The 18911-nt window shown below is 42.4% G+C and carries 21 protein-coding genes and 1 other annotated feature; of the genes, 8 read left to right on the top strand and 13 right to left on the bottom strand.

Annotated elements, in window-relative coordinates:
* Positions 1 to 51 precede the first annotated feature (51 nt).
* The gene (desA, locus tag Q7P97_RS07165; protein ID WP_303968475.1) at positions 52 to 1098 is read right to left on the bottom strand and encodes a Delta(5) desaturase DesA; all 1047 of its coding nucleotides are present in this window, start codon (positions 1096 to 1098) and stop codon (positions 52 to 54) included.
* 216 nt (positions 1099 to 1314) lie between these two features.
* Here desA and Q7P97_RS07170 point away from each other — a divergent pair, with 216 nt between their 5' ends.
* The 6 genes from Q7P97_RS07170 (at position 1315) to mscL (ending at position 3636) form a co-directional block, all read left to right on the top strand.
* Positions 1315 to 1503 (top strand): hypothetical protein, encoded by a 189-nt coding sequence (locus Q7P97_RS07170; RefSeq protein ID WP_303968477.1) that lies wholly within the window; start codon positions 1315 to 1317, stop codon positions 1501 to 1503.
* A 337-nt stretch (positions 1504 to 1840) separates the two neighbouring features.
* A complete protein-coding gene (locus tag Q7P97_RS07175) occupies positions 1841 to 2062 on the top strand; it encodes a hypothetical protein (RefSeq protein WP_303968478.1) in 222 nt (73 codons plus the stop codon).
* 20 nt (positions 2063 to 2082) lie between these two features.
* Positions 2083 to 2229, top strand: a complete 147-nt coding sequence (locus Q7P97_RS07180) for a hypothetical protein (RefSeq protein WP_303968480.1) — start codon at positions 2083 to 2085, stop codon at positions 2227 to 2229.
* Positions 2230 to 2351: 122 nt separating this feature from the next.
* The gene (locus tag Q7P97_RS07185) at positions 2352 to 2543 is read left to right on the top strand and encodes a hypothetical protein (protein WP_303968482.1); all 192 of its coding nucleotides are present in this window, start codon (positions 2352 to 2354) and stop codon (positions 2541 to 2543) included.
* A 15-nt stretch (positions 2544 to 2558) separates the two neighbouring features.
* Complete coding sequence (locus Q7P97_RS07190; protein ID WP_303968483.1) at positions 2559 to 3212, top strand: phosphatase PAP2 family protein; 654 nt, start codon at positions 2559 to 2561, stop codon at positions 3210 to 3212.
* Positions 3213 to 3249: 37 nt separating this feature from the next.
* A complete protein-coding gene (gene mscL, locus Q7P97_RS07195) occupies positions 3250 to 3636 on the top strand; it encodes a large conductance mechanosensitive channel protein MscL (RefSeq protein WP_303968485.1) in 387 nt (128 codons plus the stop codon).
* 283 nt (positions 3637 to 3919) lie between these two features.
* Here mscL and Q7P97_RS07200 read toward each other — a convergent pair whose 3' ends face one another.
* The 12 genes from Q7P97_RS07200 to Q7P97_RS07255 all read right to left on the bottom strand — a co-directional run bounded on the left by Q7P97_RS07200 (position 3920) and on the right by Q7P97_RS07255 (position 14901).
* Complete coding sequence (locus Q7P97_RS07200) at positions 3920 to 4612, bottom strand: ABC transporter ATP-binding protein (RefSeq protein ID WP_303968487.1); 693 nt, start codon at positions 4610 to 4612, stop codon at positions 3920 to 3922.
* Positions 4605 to 4973: a GntR family transcriptional regulator gene (locus Q7P97_RS07205; RefSeq protein WP_303968489.1), complete on the bottom strand. Its 369-nt coding sequence runs from the start codon at positions 4971 to 4973 to the stop codon at positions 4605 to 4607. The genes Q7P97_RS07200 and Q7P97_RS07205 overlap by 8 nt, the downstream gene beginning before the upstream one ends.
* A 2-nt stretch (positions 4974 to 4975) precedes the next feature.
* The gene (locus tag Q7P97_RS07210) at positions 4976 to 5770 is read right to left on the bottom strand and encodes a hypothetical protein (protein WP_303968491.1); all 795 of its coding nucleotides are present in this window, start codon (positions 5768 to 5770) and stop codon (positions 4976 to 4978) included.
* 127 nt (positions 5771 to 5897) lie between these two features.
* Positions 5898 to 6377 carry an acyl-CoA thioesterase gene (locus Q7P97_RS07215; RefSeq protein WP_303968493.1) on the bottom strand — a complete coding sequence of 160 codons (480 nt, stop codon included), beginning with the start codon at positions 6375 to 6377 and terminating at the stop codon, positions 5898 to 5900.
* Positions 6378 to 6465: 88 nt separating this feature from the next.
* Entirely contained in the window at positions 6466 to 7356 is an 891-nt protein-coding gene (locus Q7P97_RS07220) for a C40 family peptidase (RefSeq protein ID WP_303968494.1), read from the bottom strand.
* A gap of 499 nt (positions 7357 to 7855) precedes the next feature.
* Positions 7856 to 8785 carry a S66 peptidase family protein gene (locus Q7P97_RS07225; RefSeq protein ID WP_303968496.1) on the bottom strand — a complete coding sequence of 310 codons (930 nt, stop codon included), beginning with the start codon at positions 8783 to 8785 and terminating at the stop codon, positions 7856 to 7858.
* A 257-nt stretch (positions 8786 to 9042) separates the two neighbouring features.
* Positions 9043 to 9834: a tryptophan synthase subunit alpha gene (gene trpA, locus Q7P97_RS07230; protein WP_303968497.1), complete on the bottom strand. Its 792-nt coding sequence runs from the start codon at positions 9832 to 9834 to the stop codon at positions 9043 to 9045.
* On the bottom strand, positions 9831 to 11021 hold the full coding sequence (gene trpB, locus Q7P97_RS07235) for a tryptophan synthase subunit beta (protein ID WP_303968499.1): 1191 nt from the start codon (positions 11019 to 11021) through the stop codon (positions 9831 to 9833). The genes trpA and trpB overlap by 4 nt, the downstream gene beginning before the upstream one ends.
* The gene (locus Q7P97_RS07240) at positions 11005 to 11637 is read right to left on the bottom strand and encodes a phosphoribosylanthranilate isomerase (protein ID WP_303968500.1); all 633 of its coding nucleotides are present in this window, start codon (positions 11635 to 11637) and stop codon (positions 11005 to 11007) included. The genes trpB and Q7P97_RS07240 overlap by 17 nt, the downstream gene beginning before the upstream one ends.
* Entirely contained in the window at positions 11634 to 12425 is a 792-nt protein-coding gene (trpC, locus tag Q7P97_RS07245; RefSeq protein ID WP_303968502.1) for an indole-3-glycerol phosphate synthase TrpC, read from the bottom strand. Before trpC ends, Q7P97_RS07240 begins: the two co-directional genes overlap by 4 nt.
* Positions 12422 to 13453, bottom strand: coding sequence for an anthranilate phosphoribosyltransferase (gene trpD / locus Q7P97_RS07250; RefSeq protein ID WP_303968505.1), 1032 nt, complete (start codon positions 13451 to 13453; stop codon positions 12422 to 12424). Before trpD ends, trpC begins: the two co-directional genes overlap by 4 nt.
* Before the next feature lie 65 nt (positions 13454 to 13518).
* On the bottom strand, positions 13519 to 14901 hold the full coding sequence (locus Q7P97_RS07255) for an anthranilate synthase component I family protein (RefSeq protein WP_303968507.1): 1383 nt from the start codon (positions 14899 to 14901) through the stop codon (positions 13519 to 13521).
* Between the two features lie 88 nt (positions 14902 to 14989).
* Positions 14990 to 15209, bottom strand: a binding site (T-box leader).
* A 175-nt stretch (positions 15210 to 15384) separates the two neighbouring features.
* Between Q7P97_RS07255 and Q7P97_RS07260 the strand changes: the two genes are divergently transcribed.
* Entirely contained in the window at positions 15385 to 16089 is a 705-nt protein-coding gene (locus Q7P97_RS07260; protein WP_303968508.1) for a pseudouridine synthase, read from the top strand.
* A gap of 260 nt (positions 16090 to 16349) precedes the next feature.
* A complete protein-coding gene (locus Q7P97_RS07265) occupies positions 16350 to 18767 on the top strand; it encodes a bifunctional diguanylate cyclase/phosphodiesterase (RefSeq protein ID WP_303968510.1) in 2418 nt (805 codons plus the stop codon).
* Positions 18768 to 18911 lie beyond the last annotated feature (144 nt).

Genomic DNA, 18911 nt, shown 5'->3' on the forward strand with positions numbered 1-18911 from the left:
TATTTACGCAAAATAAAAAGGCGGAGAAGGATTACTCCTTCTCCCGCCATTTTATGATAAGCGTGTACGTTTCGGTTTTAAATCAATTGATAACTTTTCTTTTGGTACATATTGTTTTGCTTCTTTAAATGTGATGAATTTTTTATTAGCTGGATCATATAAGCGATAACGCAATGATTCAAAGCTAGTCTTCAATGTAATCGTTGTTGCTTTGTGTAGTGGCGGCGTTAACTCATGCGCCATTTCCAAGTTATAGTTTGGTACACGTGGTGCTAAGTGATGTACGTGGTGGAATCCAATATTACCTGTTGCCCACTGAAGAGCACGTGGCAATTGATAGTATGAACTTCCTTCAACTGCTGCTTTAACATAATCCCATTCTGATTCCTCTTCGAAATAAGAATCTTCGAAAGTATGTTGGATGTAGAACAACCAAATACCAAGAGCACCAGCCGTGAACATCATCGTACCTTGAATCAACAAGAATGCTTTCCAGCCGATCGCTACGATTAACACTGTATAGACTGCAACTAAAATGATGTTGATTAGATATGTGTTCATGCGCTCTTTCTTACGAGCGTCTTTACGGTTAAAACGACCTGCGATTAGTACCAAATATAAAGGTCCAAATCCGAATAACACAATAGGGTTACGGTAAACACGGTAGCTGAAACGTTCGAACTTAGAAGCATTTTCGTATTCTTCAACGGTCATGACCCAGATATCTCCAACACCGCGTTTGTCTAAGTTTGAACTAGATGCGTGGTGAATCGAGTGTTCTCTTTTCCATTTTTCATACGGGAATAATGTCAAGACGCCAGTGATTGTTCCTACAATATTATTCGCTTTCTTATTGCGGAAGAATGAACCGTGCGTGCAGTCATGGAAGATGATGAATGTGCGAACTACAAAGAACGCCGCAACGATTGCTAACACTACTGTTAGTGTTACAGATACGCTCAGGCTCTGGTAAGCCAAGAACCATAGAATAAATACTGGTGGAATCGTGTTGATTATTTGAACAATGCTCTTTTTCAGATCGGACTTCGCGAAAGGCGCGACGTCTTTATGCAGTTGCTTTGTTTGCTCTTTACTCATGTTTGAATTTCCCTCCTATTGGGTTTGCTAGTACATTAAGAATACCTTTTATATGGTGGGAGGGGTAGGCATAGATGTCATGACTTTGAGATGACAAATGTCATGTGTTTTAGGTGGAGGTGGATATGACAATGTTTTGGTTGGGGCGTGACTTCAGATAGATCGGGGCGTGATTAGGTCGTTGCTCGATTAGTTGTTGAGGATTGAAGGTAGTGAGTGCCTGCTTTCTGGACTCGCGCAGGCACGTGGGGGATTGCCTCCAGCCATGAGCCAACTAGCGGTGGAGCTGCTAGCTGTCTCACGGCCACGGCCGACCCCGCAGTTGTGCCTGCGCTACTGAGTACTTACCAAGTTTGGTTGTGGTTTATAGTAGATAAAACCAGTGACTGGGTGGGACAATTCTAATGTCTTAGCAAAGTCATTAGGAGATAGATCAGATCGTTGCTCGACGTTGACTTGTGCAGGGAAATTAGTAAAGGTTCTGCTTTTTGAACTCGCGCAGGCACGTGGGGGATTGCCTCCAGCCATGAGCCAGCTGGCGGTGTAGCTGCCAGTTGTCTCATGGCCACGGCCTACCCCGCAGTTGTGCCTGCGCTACTGAGTACTTACCAAGTTAGATTGTGGTTTAGAAAAGATGAAGATCAGTGAATCGTGATACCTTTCTTCGGTGTTGTAAAAGTACGTAACAGATAGATTGGGGCGTTGCTCGAACTTGGCTTGGTTATTGAATGTAGTGAGGGTCATGCTTTGGACTCGCGCAGGCACGTGGGGGATTGCCTCCAGCCATGAGCCAACTAGCGGTGGAGCTGCTAGCTGGCTCACGGCCACGGCCGACCCCGCAGTTGTGCCTGCGCTACTGAACACTTACCAAGTTTGGTTGTGGTTTATAGTAGATAAAACCAGTGACTGGGTTGTACTAGTTCCTATCCTTGCAAAAGAAGAATCCGAACTGCCCTACACATAATCTAACGTAGGCGGCTGCCAGTGGTAGGCGGAGTAATGAGACAGCCAGGTGCTCTTCCTGTCTGGCTCATTGCGGAAGCCATCCACCACCGCCGAAGTGGGGCCAATGACCGCCCCACTTACACTGCCAGTCAAACTACTACCCTTGCACACAACAAGGAAGAGTAAGGGGTTCGCAAAAACAGCTACCCAACATCGTATCCTACTTACTTATGCGAATATATTATCACTACACTCGAAAAACAAGAATCCGAACTGCCCTACACATAATCTAACGTAGGCGGCTGCACGTGGTAGGCGGAGTAATGAGACAGCCAGGTGCTCTTCCTGTCTGGCTCATTGCGGAAGCCAGCCACCGCCGCCGAAGTGGGGCCAATGTCCACTCCACTTACATTGCCAGCCAAAACTCCATCATCCAACCCATTTCCCCCTACATTTCGCTGTACTTTCTTTTTATAATCATTCAGAATATAAAACTATAGAAAGGAATGTATGCAGTGCGTGAACTATCACTTCGTTTAATATCCGTTTGGCTTATTTGTATTTTATTCACCGGCTTTTTCGCCTATATCGCCCGATCCATTCATCTACATACGATCTCGAGCTTTGATGAACCTATTATAGATATCATACAAGGCACACAAACTTCGGGTTTGACGTCTGTTATGAAGACATTTACTACAATCGGCTCTACTACTGCAGTCGCATTGCTCGCTCTACTTACACTTGCCGTTCTTCTATGGAAGAAACATAAAGCACAAGCCGTATTATTCGTTGCGGCAATCGGCGGGACAGGCATTCTCAATCAAGTCCTTAAATTCATCTTCAAACGTGAACGTCCTGACTTCGATCGCTTAATAGATATTGGTGGATACAGCTTCCCAAGTGGGCACACGATGATGGCATTCAGTCTCTACACAATTCTAGCTTATATCATTTGGCGGAACTTGCGTAATGTGTGGGCACGTACAGGTATTACTATTCTTGCTATTTTTATGATCGTAATGATCGCGGTTAGTAGGATTTACCTGGGTGTCCATTTCCCAAGTGATATAGTCGGTGGCATATTAGCTAGTTCAGTCTGGTTGTTCGCATCCATTGCATTATATCAGCGTTTACAACACTCACAATTGGGTAAATTACAGACGTAGTAAAATATTACAAAAACTATAAAAGGAGGTTATGTGTATGTGGAAGGATTTTAAGGAGTTTGCGTTTAAAGGGAATATTTTTGATTTGGCAATCGGTGTCGTAATTGGTGCCGCTTTCGGAACAATTGTTTCTTCTTTAGTTGAAAATATTATGACACCACTTATCGGAATTTTATTAGGCGGTCTAGACTTCTCTTCATTAAGTTATACAATCGGTGATGCTGCAATCAAATACGGCCTATTCATTCAATCTATCATTGATTTCTTGATTGTTGCAGGTTCGATCTTCGTCTTTTTACGAGTACTTATGAAGTTGAAAATGAAGCCAGCTGAAATAGTTGAAGAAGAAGAGGAAGAAAAACCACTAGATATAAAAGAAGAACTGCTTACTGAAATTCGTGATTTATTAAAAAGCGAACGTTAAAATAACGATCACTCACTCATTTGAATATACGACTGCCACAGTTGTCTCACAAAGTCCATTGCAACGCGCCTGTCGAGGTGTTACAATGATAGGCAGGATACTGATCAAAGGAGAGGATATTCATGTGGTTCGTCTATATCATGTATGCATTGTTCGCATTTATTCTTGGTGGAACAGTACTTGGACTAGTCCGTACGTTCAGCAGCAATAACTAATACAAACAAACAGCAGTGAATGAGCGGGTTTAAAGCCTTTTCATCCACTGCTTTTTATATGTCTAAAACTACTGCCGAAACAATGAAATAAGCCATGTAGTAGCATCCATTCCGTATATTTCACGGATTTCATCTACTTCTTTATGGGCAAGTACTTGCCCTTCTTTCATCACGATCATCTCATCCAATAATGGTTCTACTTCTTTGATTTCATGTGTAGAGAGGAGAACAGTTTGCCACTCAGTATCGGTAAAGCGGATGAGCCCCCTTGCTATATCTTCCCGTACCATTGGATCTAATCCCGAAAATGGCTCATCAAGCAAATAATAGGAAGCATTTCTTCCAAGTGTTGCAGCAATTTTCACTCGGCCCCGGTTACCTTTTGACAGCGTGCTGATCTTGGCATCCAGTGGGATACTAAGAAACTCTGCGATTTCTTTTGCTTTCTTCCTGTTGAAATCCTTAAACTGCGAACTATAGAAATCAAATAATTGTTTTACATTAAATTCTGAAAAAAACACATCGCCATCAGGCATATAAGCAACTGAAGAAGCGACTCTCCTCGTGATTTTATTGTTATCAGACACTGCAAGCCCAGTAGTAGGTGTCAATAACCCAGCTACTATTTTAAGCAATGTCGTTTTCCCACTGCCGTTTTCACCTACCAGTCCAATGATTCTTCCTTCGGGCAACGTAAGTGACACTCCATTCAATGCTCGCTTAGTGCCATAACGTTTCGTAACAATCTGTAATTCAATCATCACTTCCACCCCGTTTCTGTAAGTAGTGGACCATTTCGTTCGTTGTGAAGCCTAGCGCTTGAACATTTTGAATGAATGACTCGACAAGTTGTTCTTTCATCTCTTCACGGAGTTCTTGAATCCTTGCATGATTTTCTGTCACAAATGATCCCTGCCCCCTTCTTGTTTCCGTAATCCTTAGATTCTCAAGTTCCCTATAGACCCTTTGCATGGTGTTAGCATTTACGCCGACCAAAACAGCATAATCCCTTACGGATGGTAACTTCTCTCCTACTGTAAGCGTGCCTCGAATGATTTCCCCCATAATGTGATCGACGAGTTGTTGGTAAATTGGTTTATCTGGTAGGAATTCCATACTCATCGTTACACCCTCACTTTCTTCTCAAAGAACATAGATCCTATCATTAGTAATACAAAGCTGATGATTAGGTAAAAAGCTAAATTGCCTACCGAAAAGGCAATGCCATCCGGTACAAACCCCATGAAAAAGTAACTCGTCTGTTCATTGTAGAATGACTCATCCGTCAGCCGTACTGCCACAATCGTACGAAGCCAATCAAAGAACCCATTAATTCGTAGTTGTTCCCAAACGATTAATGCACTCACAATGAACAGCAAGATGAAGGGCATCGAAAAGAAGCGCAGTCTTGACTTAACCACTTTATATACACTCCAGAAGAACCAGCCAGTAGCTGTCATAAAGATCAATTTTATGGATAGCGCCAGTACTACACTGACTAACGCCAACACTTCTTTTCCTTCCACTCCCATCATCCCGTCTTTTATTACATAGAGGACGATCCCACCGAGAAAACCGCTAAAGAATAAGCTGCCTAATGCCATTAAAACGGCAAATGTTAATTTAGCACCGACGAGTTGAACCATGGATGTTGGAGAATGTAACCACATATCCAATGTCCTCAACTCTCTTTTCAAACTTTCGAATAAGATAAAAACACCAGCAAATATATGAAAAACGAGCAAAACACCAACAATGATATGCGTATTATCATACAGTGTATCTAGTCTTCCAGCGAAGCTCGTTACTAAAGGTGGCGCTACCGTAATGACTACTATATCAAGCAGAAAAATCCAAAATATCAACCTCTTTAACATAATCCATTCTTTCTGTATTAGACCGCCAAATACTGTCTTCATCTTTAAAACACTCCTTCCATTCTAGTGTATTAGTTATATAATACACTAGAACTCAAATGTTGACTAGGCATTTCTAAAATAAAAACACAAGGCCGAAACGGATGCCCGTTTCGGCCTTGTGTTTTGATCAATGCTTCATCAATCTTCGTTGCTTACGAAGTTCACGTCGTGCAGGTGCAGTTTCGAAAAGACGTTTTTCCAATTCCGTTTCGGGATACACTTCCGCCACGGGTATCGGACAGTTCGCGTCATCTACCGCAACCATCGTACAGAAGGATTCCGTCGTCAACCTCACTTCACCTGTCACCAGATTTTTGGAATGTACAGAAATGAATACTTCCATCGAAGTACGGCCAACAGAAGTAACTATCGCTTCGAGTTCAATAACATCTCCTAGCAAAGCAGGAGAAACGAAATCGACAGAATCGATCGAAGCGGTGACCGCAGCTCGTGTGCCCGCATGTTTCATAGCAGAAATCGCTGCAATTTCATCGATATAGGAAAGTACTTTACCACCGAAAATGGATTGTATATGATTTGTATCCGGTGGTAAGACTAGCTTACTCTGGATCGTTCTTGATTCACTCATTGGTTTTTGTTCAGACATGAAGACAGCTCCCTTTTATATACTCTTTTCAGTATACATAAAAGAAGGCAGTCTTCGCTAATACTTGCTGTTTATAGTGTTCGTACAATTAGATAATTCTGCGCACTCTACAGACATTTTCGGCATATACAGACTTACTCAGCTCTATCTGTTCAATTAATTTCCCGGTTGAAGGTGCGTGAAGAATTTTTCCGTTGCCCACGTACATCGCTACATGATGAATACACTGTTCTTCATTCTCGAAAAATATTAAATCACCTTTTTGCCAATCTGCAGAGTCAAGCGAGATCGGTCTGCCGGCTTCTGCCTGATCCACGGCATCACGCGGTAGACCAATTCCACATGCTTCCCAAATAGCACAAATAAACCCCGAGCAATCAAAGCCCCATGCAGACATCCCCCCCCACAAATAGGGCAAGCCGAGGAAACGTCTTCCCATTGTAAGCGTGCGATGAATCGATTCTTCTCCCACCGTCTCCACATCTGATACATTCAATAACTTCCAGCCGTGCGGTGTCCACACACGTAGTTTCTTCCCCCTCCGTTCACCGGAAGGAAAAATGGTGTTGAACGATACACGTAAAAAGAATGTACCTGATTCATTAAACAGTGCGGCTTTTGGATTCGCAACCCGAACAAACTCTTCTGCCCTTATTCGTTCCCGCATAGAAAGTTGAACGAGTGGCACCCAGCCAGGATAGCCGCGTGGATCTTTGCGTGTCTGCTGGGAAATGGCAACTATACGTGCCCAATCCCCAACAACATCCTCAACAATCACAGGCTCGCCGTATAATAGCTGTGTTTGAATTTGATTCTTCTCACTTAATGCTAGACGTTCCTCATAAGATAGATGGGATAGCCATCTATCCATTTGCACAGGATGATCTAAGGCAGGTAAATCCGCCACACGTGGAGAATCAGGATCCGTCCACACCGTCGCAACGCTTACTGCGCACATCCATTTTTCATTCATATGCATGTGGTTTCACCTACTATATCAATAGTTTCAACGCCAGACCGCTTACTGAATTCCTTTTGTGAACGGGTATACATTACACCACTAGCAGTAGACTCTATACCATTTACTTTAGCCAATCTATGGATTTTCAAGGCTTCAAGGATTCCCCCAAACTTCATCAATTTGATATTCAGTACATACACCGCGCGCATCTCAAGAGTTCTTGGCATTATTAGATAGAAATACCGTTTCATCTGTCATAATCAACGTGCTTGTCTGTCTTATAATCACTCTCAACTCTTCTATATACTATGCGGCAAGTAGCTGTTCTATTAATTTCAAATTCACTCCATCATCTTTCCAGTAGTAAATGAAGCATACCGAAGTGCACGGCAATATGTTCTGCAGTCTCCTAAGCATAGTGTATGACATAATGAAAACCCTCAACGCTTGTTTAACAAGCGTTGAGGGTTTGTTTGACGATCACCAATTACACAGTATAAACCGTGTGAATTTGAATTTATTCCACTCCCGGTAGGATCGTCAATGTCTTATTATGTGCATCCAAACGCCCTTTCACGCCAAATGGAATGGCAATATTCGGCTCACAATGACCGATACGGAATCCTTTCACGACAGGTTGATTCAGATTGCCGAAATAATGGTCGAACACTTCATTCATTGCGAGTGAAGCATCTGGCTTCGTTGGTGCCGATTTCGCGAAATCACCAATCACGATGCCTGCCGCCTCGCGAAGCTTGCCCGCGAGACGTAATTGGTTGAGCAAACGATCTACTTTATAAGGCTCTTCCCCTACATCCTCAAGTACGAGCAAACGATTGTTCGTCTTGATCTCAAATTCACTGCCTAAACTATTGACTAGTTGCGTTAAATTACCGCCGATCACTTCACCTTCTACTACCCCGCCAACAAGCGTTTCTAGTGGTGAGATTGCTTCCGAGTAATGAACTTCTACAGGAGAAAACAATTGCCCGAACATTTTACCGGACATCTCATGGAACTCATCCTGTGCAACACAGGATGCAAGCATCGGTCCATGGAATGTCACGAGGCCTGCACCTTGACGAATCACGGTATGTAGATAGGTAATATCACTGAACCCCCAAAACACTTTTGGGTTATCGTGAATCAAATCGAGATCCAGTTGCTCGGCATAGCGCGCAGAACCGTATCCTCCACCCGCGCAGAAAATACCCTTCACTTCAGGATCTTTGAACATGTCATGCAAATCAGCAAGTCTCTCTTCATCAGTCCCCGCCAAATAACCATTTTTCTTATACACGGACTGTCCTACTTTATAGCGAAGACCTAATTGCTCCAAAAATTGAAATGAACGCTCTACTACCTCACGTTCTACAGGACTGGCAGGCGCCACAATCCCAATCACATCACCTTGTACTAAATGTGCTGGACGAATCATTCTACTCATCACCCTTTCTACGTCCTACTTTATCATATTCATGAAACTCCATCGTCATCACGAGCTTTCTACTACATATGAAATGGATTGTGGGTAATCGTCAAGTTATCCCCCCTTATGAACAGTTAATCCCCTGTTATTGTGCATACTTTATATAAACTTACTTAAATAACAGAAAAAGTTATTCACAATTCTTCTTTTGTGGATAGTTTTATGGAGAATAAAAAAAACGAACAACTGATATATGTCAGTTGTCCGGTAAACGGTTAGCTATTTGTTAATTGATTTTTAGATGCGTTGATTAACGTACGAACCGTTTCGTGATCTCCTTTATGAAGGGCCGTGACGATCGCACTTCCTACAATTACCCCGTCAGCCAAGGATCCAAGTGACCTCACTTGCTCAGGAGTTGATATCCCAAATCCAGCCAGTACTGGAACAGAACTAGCCGCTTTAAGTCGCTCCAAGTGACCTTCAAGTCCTTCTGTAAATGATGAACGGACACCCGTGATACCATTTACTGTCACGGCATAAATGAAACCTTCTGCTGCTTTCGCGATGGCTTCGATTCGCTCAGTGGGACTTGTGAGCGAAACCAGTTGGATCAGCGCCACATCGCTATTCTTTAATGCATCTTTCAACATTCCGCTTTCTTCAAGCGGAAGATCCGGAATGATCAAACCATAGACTCCACTCGCTTCGCAATCTGCTGCAATGGCTGTCAGACCGTAGCTAAGCACAGGATTCAAATACGTCATGATGACTAGCGGAACCGTTACTTCTTCCTTGAACGACGCCAGTTCTTTCATTACTTTACGAAGTGTAATCCCTTCAGCAAGAGCACGTTCACCCGCTTGTTGAATCACTTCACCATCCGCCACTGGATCGGAAAATGGAATGCCTACTTCAATTGCTGTCGCACCTGCTTCTTGCAGGAAGAGGATGGTCTTTTTCAACGTCTGCAATCCGCCGTCCCCTGCCATAATATACGGAACAAATGCTTTATTACCTTTCTCATTACATTGTAAAATCGCTTGCATTACTTGTTGTTTTGTCATTTCGTTTGCCCTCCTAGCGCATCACGGACTGTTTGCATATCTTTGTCACCGCGGCCCGACAGACAGATGACGAGTGTCTCTTCTGATTTCATTTCTTTCGCTAGTTGAACTGCATAATAGACAGCATGCGCACTTTCTAAAGCAGGAATAATTCCCTCTACGCGAGATAGTAGTTGCACTCCTTCTAGTGCTTGCTGGTCCGTGACAGAGTCATATTTCACACGCTTTATATCAGAAAGATGGCAATGTTCCGGTCCTACTGCAGGGTAATCAAGACCTGCTGAAATCGAATGTGCTTCTTGGATGAAGCCATCGTCATCTTGTAGTACGTACATATACGCGCCGTGCAAAACCCCTTCTTGTTTACCTGCAATGGCTGCCGCGTGTTTGCCTGTTGAAATACCGCTACCTGCTGCTTCTACACCGTACAACTTCACGTCTTGATCATCGATGAAAGGATGGAACATACCAATCGCATTACTACCGCCACCAATACAAGCTACAACTGCATCAGGCAAACGACCTTCATGTTCCACGATTTGCTTACGTGTTTCATCTCCAATGACACGCTGGAAATCACGAACAATTTGTGGGAATGGATGTGGGCCTAGCGCCGATCCAAGAATATAGTGTGTGTCTTCTACATTTGAAACCCAGTAGCGCAATGCTTCATTCACTGCGTCCTTCAACGTTCCTGAACCTTTATCAACAGAAACTACCTTCGTACCGAGAAGTTCCATACGGAAAACGTTTAATTCTTGACGACGGATATCTTCTTTTCCCATGAATACCACGCATTCTAGGCCAAGTAATGCACAAGCAGTAGCTGTTGCTACACCATGTTGGCCGGCGCCTGTCTCTGCCACGATTTTCTTTTTGCCCATACGAATCGCAAGCAATGCCTGGCCAAGAGAGTTGTTGATTTTATGAGCGCCTGTATGGTTCAAATCTTCACGTTTTAAATAGATTTTTGCGCCACCTGCATGCTTCGTCAAACGCTCTGCAAAAAACAAAGGGGTTTCACGACCAACAAATTCTTTTAAATAGTAATCCAGTTCCTTTGAAAACGCAGGATCTTGCTGCGCTTCTTCGTAAGCCAATTCTAATTCCTGTAGTGCAGTCATCAATGTCTCCGGAACGAATTGTCCCCCAAATTTCCCGTAGCGTCCTTTAGTTTCTGTTGTCATGACAATCTCTCCTACCCTTCGCTGTATGAATAAACGTCTGAATGCGTCCCGTGTCTTTTTGCTTCTCTATTTCCACTCCACTAGAGACATCTACCATGTATGGATTCACTTGTCCTAGCGCTTCTTGGACATTTCCTGCATGCAATCCACCGGCTAAAATAATCTGCTCTTTTGACACGCCTGCATTTTCAAGTAATGACCAGTCGAACGTCTTACCGCTACCACCATTGTATTCGACACCTGGTGTATCAAATAAATAATAATCCACGTCATAGGTAGTAGCGAGCTTCACGTCGTCTTCAGTTTCTATAGCAAGTGCTTTAATGGAAGGTAATCCTACTTGTTGAATAAAAGCTGGCGTCTCTTCTCCGTGGTACTGAATATAATCAAGCGGCACTTCTTTAAAAGTCTTTTGCAGTTGCTCTATCGTTTCATCAACGAAGACACCAATTTTCAACACGGTCGGCGGGATAAGCATTGCCAATTCACGCGCCTGCTCTATCGTCACTTCCCTGCGACTAGGTGCGAAGACAAAACCTATTGCATCCGCACCTGCATCTACAGCCGCTTTCACATGTTCAGGTTTCATCAATCCGCAAATCTTTACTTTTGTCATGGTCGAATCACGTGTTTTTCTACTTGTAATGCTTGTAAGGCTTCCTTCACTGAATCACTGCGCATCAACGATTCTCCGACAAGCACTGCACTTGCTCCCGCTTTCGATGCACGTTCTGCATCCTCACGTCCCCAGATTCCACTTTCGCTGACAAACACACGCTCTTCATCAAACGGGAAGTGTGACGCGATCAGTTCCGTATGTGCTAAATCTACTTCGAATGTATGCAGATCACGATTATTGACACCGATGATTCTTGCATCAATCGCCAATGCTCGCTGTAGTTCTTCGATATTATGGACCTCGACAAGTACATCCAGACCTTCTTCATTGGCATACGTATACAGACTTCCGAGCGTTTCATCATCAAGCGCAGCCACAATCAATAAAATAACGGAGGCACCTGCACTTTTTGCTTGGTCGATCTGAATTTTATGGATGATAAAGTCTTTGCATAATAATGCGATCGGTACCGCGTCCGCTACTGCAGATAAATCTTCAAATGACCCTTTGAAAAATTCCTGATCCGTCAGTACGGATATGCACGCAGCGCCTGCTTCATAATAGGCTATTGCTTGCTTTACTGGATTTGCACCTTCTGCGATGATTCCTTTGGAAGGTGAGGCACGCTTCATTTCAGAAATGACTTGGACGTGTTTAGCTTTTCTTAATGTCTGATAAAGTGATGGACGTATGATCTCTCGCTCCGGAAATATCGTGTTACTTTTTAACAGACGTTCTACCTCTATCTTCTTCTGTGCAATAATTTTATCTAAAATCGTCGTCATTGGATAACCGCCTTTTGCCGGATCAATTCGCTGAATGCGACAACGGCCTCTAATTTTTCTAACGCTTTGCCCGAAAGTATACTTTCTGTGGCAACTTTTACACCTTCTTGAATAGTAGACACTTTGCCATTTGCAAACAAACCGATTCCTGCATTCAATACGACTGTATCGAACTTCGGTCCACGTTCACCACTTAAGATCGATCGCGTTGTTGCAGCATTTTCTACTGCATTTCCACCTTTAATCGCTGACAATGGTGCATATTCAAGTCCCACGTCATCTGCAGTCAACGAAAACGGAATTAAATCGCCATGATCGAGTAAGACAAATTCATTCTGACCTGCTAAAGACGCTTCATCCATCCCACCTGCTCCACTTACGACAATTGCTCGCTCCCGTCCTAGCATTCTCAGTACGGAAGCATACTCCATAATGAAATCAGGACGGTTAATACCCGTGAATTGTGTCTCCAGTGATACAGGATTCGTTAAGGGTCCTACTAAATTGAAGATCGTTGTCTTACCGATTTTATTTCGTATAGCACCAATTCGTTTCATTTTCGGATGAATAGCTGGCGCGAATAAAAATGCGATTCCTTGTTGTTCTAATAAATTCTGCATATCTGTTATCTGGAAGTCTGGATGAATGCCAAGTGCATCCAAGACGTCTTGGCTCCCTGACGCGCTCGATATTTTACGGTTACCATGTTTCGCAACCTGTACACCCGCACCTGCCAAAACAAAGGCAGCTGTCGTACTAATATTAAATGTATTGACGCCATCTCCGCCCGTTCCACAGTTATCCAAATAACGTGCATCTGTTGGTGTTAGTTCGTTTGCATAGGATTTCATCACAGCGGCTAGTGCGGCTACTTCATGTGAGGTTTCGCCTTTCTTTGATAACGCGATCAAGAATTGTGCAATTTGTTCTTCATCTGTCTCATCGCGAAACATTAGCTCGGCTGCTTCTCTCATTTCTTCATACATTAAGTGACGTTGCTTCTCTACTATGGTTAAAAATTTCTCCATACTCGTCTCTCCCCTTCTCGTCTCAGCGTTGTCGCTATCCTTCGGTAAGGCTTGAGCCTTAGTAATTACTTTGCCGTTTCCGTTGCTTCAAGCAAGGAACGGGCTTTATTGGATGTTTCTTTATACTCTAGTGATGGAACAGAAGCTTCCACTATTCCAGCGCCTGCTTGAACATAAGCTTTACCGTCTTTGACAAGCATCGTGCGAATTGTGAGTGCGAAGTCGATATTACCATTCAAACCGATATAACCAATCGCCCCACCGTAAATTCCGCGATGCTGGTCTTCTAATTCATCAATCATATCCATAGCAGCCGTTTTTGGAGAGCCTGTTACAGTACCAGCAGGCATCGTGGCTTTTAATGCATCCAGTGCATGTAAGCCTGGAGCAAGGTCACCTATTACTTCAGAAACTAAGTGCATGACGTGTTCATAGCGAACTGTCTCCAAATAATTCGCCACTTCAATTGTTTCTGGACGACAGATTTGCTGTAGTTCTTTCTTGCTCACTTCAACTAACATATCGTGTTCGGATAGCTCTTTCGGATCATTGCGCAACTCCACTTCAAGTGCTTGATCTTCCGTTTGATCTCGACCTCTTCTGCGAGTTCCTGCAATAGGATTCGTTAATACTTGCTCTCCCGTAACACGCACTAGACTTTCAGGGGATGTTCCGATGACGGTATGATCTTCAAACTCCATGTAATACATATACGGAGATGGATTACGTCGGCGTAGTTTACGATACAATGCGAATGGATCACCCGTAATATCCGCTTCCAAACGTCGTGACAAAACTACTTGTTCCGCCTGCCCTTCTTTAATTGCATCAATCACAGTCTGGACACGTCGTTCAAACTCTTCTTTTGATATGGCACAACGATAATCGGAAAGTGAAACACTATCTTCTTTATCGACTGATCCATTAACGATCATATCTTCAATAGCGTCCAGGTCAGGGGATTCATACACGGGATTTATTTCTGTATGCAGTAATGTAACCTCATGTAATTCATGATCATAGATGACAACTGTATCGTAAATATTGAAATAGACATCCGGAATCTGGAGATCATCTACTCCACGCTGTTCACCATTTCTTGCGGCTCCGTATCCTACATAACCGACCGCACCACCCGTGAACGGGAATCCTGCATCTTCGGTAATACGCGGCATCAGTCGCTTCAGTAATGTATATAAATCTCCTTCATGCGTATACGTTTTATTCGTCGAGTAGACGATTTCTTCTACTACACCATCCCGACCCCGATAGGCTTTTTGAGGATTCAGTCCAATGAATGAATAACGCCCTGATCCACCTGCTTGCGAAGAACTTTCCAGCAAGAACTTATGATTCCCTTTTAATCTTCTAAAAATCAATATCGGTGTTAAAGAATCTCCTTCAATCTTTCGTGTCGTTACTCGCAAGTTCTTCTGTTCTGTCATCATGTTCATTCTCCTCTTCTCTATGGACTGCTGTGTAATTTGTGTAATTAAATAGAAAAAGCCCTCTGCAAACAGAGCCAGTTAGCCTGTTGCAGAGGACGATTACGTAACCGCGTTGCCACCTCAAATTGAAGCACCGAAGCACTCCCACTTTATGTGTTTTCACACTGCTCTTAACGCGAGCAAACGTCTGTTTTTTGTCAAAACAGCTGCCATAAGTCCATTCACGAACGCTGTGTATCAGTTTCCACCAGCCACTGACTCTCTAGGAAGCACATGCACTCGCTACTCTTCTTATTCATATCTTTTCACTATTCTCTTCTCTACTAACTGATCTCATCTGCCGAGGACGATTCCGCTACCGAAACCTTCTGTCCCTTAGTTATTACATTTATCTTAATATGCTGAATCTTTAATGTCAACAATTTCTTATAGGAAAAATGCTATAATTAGCTTATTGTGACAAGTGTGGGGAGGAGAGTCTTTATGCGAATCAATAAATTTCTTAGCGGTGCAGGTATTGTATCTAGACGCGGGGCAGATCAATGGATTGCTGACGGTCGCGTTAAAATCAATGGTCAGCTCGCAGAACTCGGAAGTAAAGTTGAAGCAAGTGACCAAGTGGTTGTAGATGGCAAACTGGTTCAACAAGAAGAACAACTAGTGTATATTGCACTCAATAAACCAGTAGGTATTACTAGTACGACAGAGCGCCATATTAAAGGAAATGTTGTAGACTTCATTAACCATCCACTGCGAATTTTTCATATCGGTCGATTGGATAAAGATTCAGATGGCTTACTGCTATTAACGAATGACGGTGATATCGTCAATGAAATCCTGCGTGAAGAACATGGACACGACAAAGAATATATCGTTACAGTCGATAGTCCAATTACCGCTTCTTTTATCTCACAAATGGAAAGCGGTGTGAAGATTCTCGACACCGTAACGAAACCTTGTACGGTGAAGAAACTAGGACCCAAAACTTTTTCCATTATCTTAACGCAAGGTCTAAATCGTCAAATCCGCAGAATGTGTGCAGCGCTTGGTTATCATATTCATCGCTTGCAACGGGTACGAATATTAAATATTGAACTGGGTGATCTACCTATTGGTGAATGGCGAGAACTGACTGATACAGAACGCAAGGAATTATTTAAGACCCTTCAGTATGAACCAAAAAGATAGAAAGACTATGGAGGCTTCACGAAGCTTCCGTAGTCTTTTTTGCTACGTTAAATATCACACAACTTATGACACTTCCAATAACCTATATATATTTCTCTTAATAACTAGTTCAAAACTCTCTCATTCATGTTATAATCGGACAGATAAAGTGTATACTTCCGCCTATTAGGTATTTCTATATAACTTCACGACTCTCACACTAACAAGACACAGGACTATTCTATTTCCTATAACTACATTAAATGAAAGGATGTGCCTTTATGCCGTTACATACTCCTAGTATTTCTCCATATCTGTCTACACTGCTTGATGAGAAATTCTGTATATCCCTTATCGACTTAAGTGGTCGTCTAACCTATGTAAACCAAAACTTTTGTGAGTTGACGGGTTATGACGAAGACGAATTAATCGGCAGAACATGGGGAAAGTTGAATAGGGGAATCTCTACTGAAGATACGCTTTATATGCTTGCAGAACACTTTATGCATGATACCGTCTATCAAGAAGCGATTCAGATTTTTTCCAAGTCCGGTACAGTGCACTGGTTGGATATCACCATTGTTCCTATTTATGATACCGCTGGAAACTTAACAAATTATCTTTCACTTGATATTGACGTGACTGGATCCAAGCTCGTATCTAACGAGTACGCTAAAACACGTACCGACTTGCAAAATTTCAAATACGCACTGGACGAATCGGCAGTAGTCGTCATCACCAATCCACAAGGCGTTATTACTTACGTCAATAACCGCTTCTGCACACTTTCGGAGTATTCACGTAAGGAATTGATCGGCAAGACACATCGGGTAGTTAATTCAGGTACACATCCTAAATGTTTCTTTGCGAATATGTGGGAAACGATTCAGTCCGGTCAAGTATGGAGGGGGATCATCCGCAATAAATCAAAGTCCGGAAATTTGTATTGGGTTCACACGACGATCGTTCCGTTCATCGGCTCAGATGGCAAGCCTTTTCAATACATTTCCATACGCCAAGATGTAACATTACAGATGGAAGCGGAAAAATCACTAGAATTGGCATTAAAAAATGATTTTAGTTTGACTGTGAAAAATCTTCAAAATGCTATTTTTAAATACTGTTTTAATGAAAATAATCAAATTACTATAACTTTACTAGAAGGAAAAGTAATTGAACAGTTAGGAATTACTGCGGATACTCTAAACCAATTCGTATTGGATAAGAAATTTAATTTTTCTACATTTAAGCGACAACTTTTAGGCGCTCTACTCGGCCGCGTTGCACAGTTTGAAATTGACTATCAATCTAGAACCTTCCTCGTTTACCTGTCCCCTATTTTCGAAGGGGAAAATGTAATCGAAGTTGTAGGTACCGCTAGCGATATTACAGACCGCAAAGAAGCTGAACGTTTAGTAGAACATATGGCATTTCACGATCATCTAACCGGCTTGCCAAATAGACGATTATTAAAACAAACTGTCGAAGACCTCATCGAGACCCGATTACACAACCGAGAATCGTTCGCTTTGCTTTATATGGATTTAGATCGATTTAAGAATATCAATGATTCTATGGGACATTATATTGGAGATCAATTGCTTAAAGCAGTTGGAACAAGATTGCAAACGCTCGTCAGACAAAATGATTTAGTCGGACGACTTAGTGGTGATGAGTTTCTTATACTATGTTCTTCCACGACAAAACAAGGAGCACAAATGGTTGCCCAGCGAATTGTCAATGAAGTATCGAAGTCTTTCCTCATCGAAAACTTGGAGATATTTATCGCACCAAGTATCGGGATCAGTATGTTTCCTGAGGACGGCGCACAATATGATACGCTGCTCCGAAATGCAGACTCCGCTATGTATTTAGCAAAGCAATCAGGTAAGAGTACCTATCAGTTTTTCACAGAAGAATTATATAAAGATCTAATGGAACGAACATTGATTGAGATGGAATTACGTCAAGTTCTTCACAAAAAGGAATTGTCGCTACATTATCAACCACAATTTGAATTTGATACTGGAAATATGATTGGCGTAGAGGCTTTGGTCCGTTGGCAGCATCCTTCGCGCGGAACAATATCACCAGGACAATTCATTCCGATAGCAGAAGAAACTGGAATGATTCTTCCTATTGGTTTATGGGTGCTTGAAACGGCTTGTAAACAAGCTAAAGAATGGCAAGACCTCGGTTACACTTCTCTTTTAATGAGTGTCAACGTTTCATTACGTCAGTTTAAGAGTATTAGTTTTGTGGCGGATGTCAAAGATACTCTTCATAAAACCGGTCTGCAAGCCCGTTATTTAAATATCGAAATAACGGAAAGTATGACTTCTGACGTGGATTATTGCCAAAACATATTACAAGAGCTGCGAGATATCGGTATTAAGATTAGTATCGATGATTTCGGCACAGGCTATTCTTCATTAAGTTATTTGTCCAGGTTCCCTTTAACGCATCTGAAGATTGACCAATCGTTTGTACGGGAGCTGAGTACCAATTCGTTGATCGTAAAAGCTATTATCGACTTAGCTAAGAACTTACACTTACGGGTGATTGCTGAAGGGGTAGAAACTTACGAACAAGCTGAATTTCTCAAGACACTCAACTGTGATGAAGCGCAAGGTTTCTTATATTCTAGACCTGTGCCTCCTGACGAACTATTACTGTTATTACAAGATATACAAACCTAGCATGAGCCGGCTGACTTTCATCTGCCGGCTCTTTTTATTATGAAAAATGATATCTGAACTCTTTTTCTTCAGGTAATTGCAAGAATTATTATTCTTTATATTCGTTTCATGCTATAGTTTTCTTTATATTTTAATTTTTCATCA

Origin of the sequence: Sporosarcina ureae, assembly GCF_029267015.1 — a bacterium.
Lineage (GTDB): Bacteria > Bacillota > Bacilli > Bacillales_A > Planococcaceae > Sporosarcina > Sporosarcina ureae_D.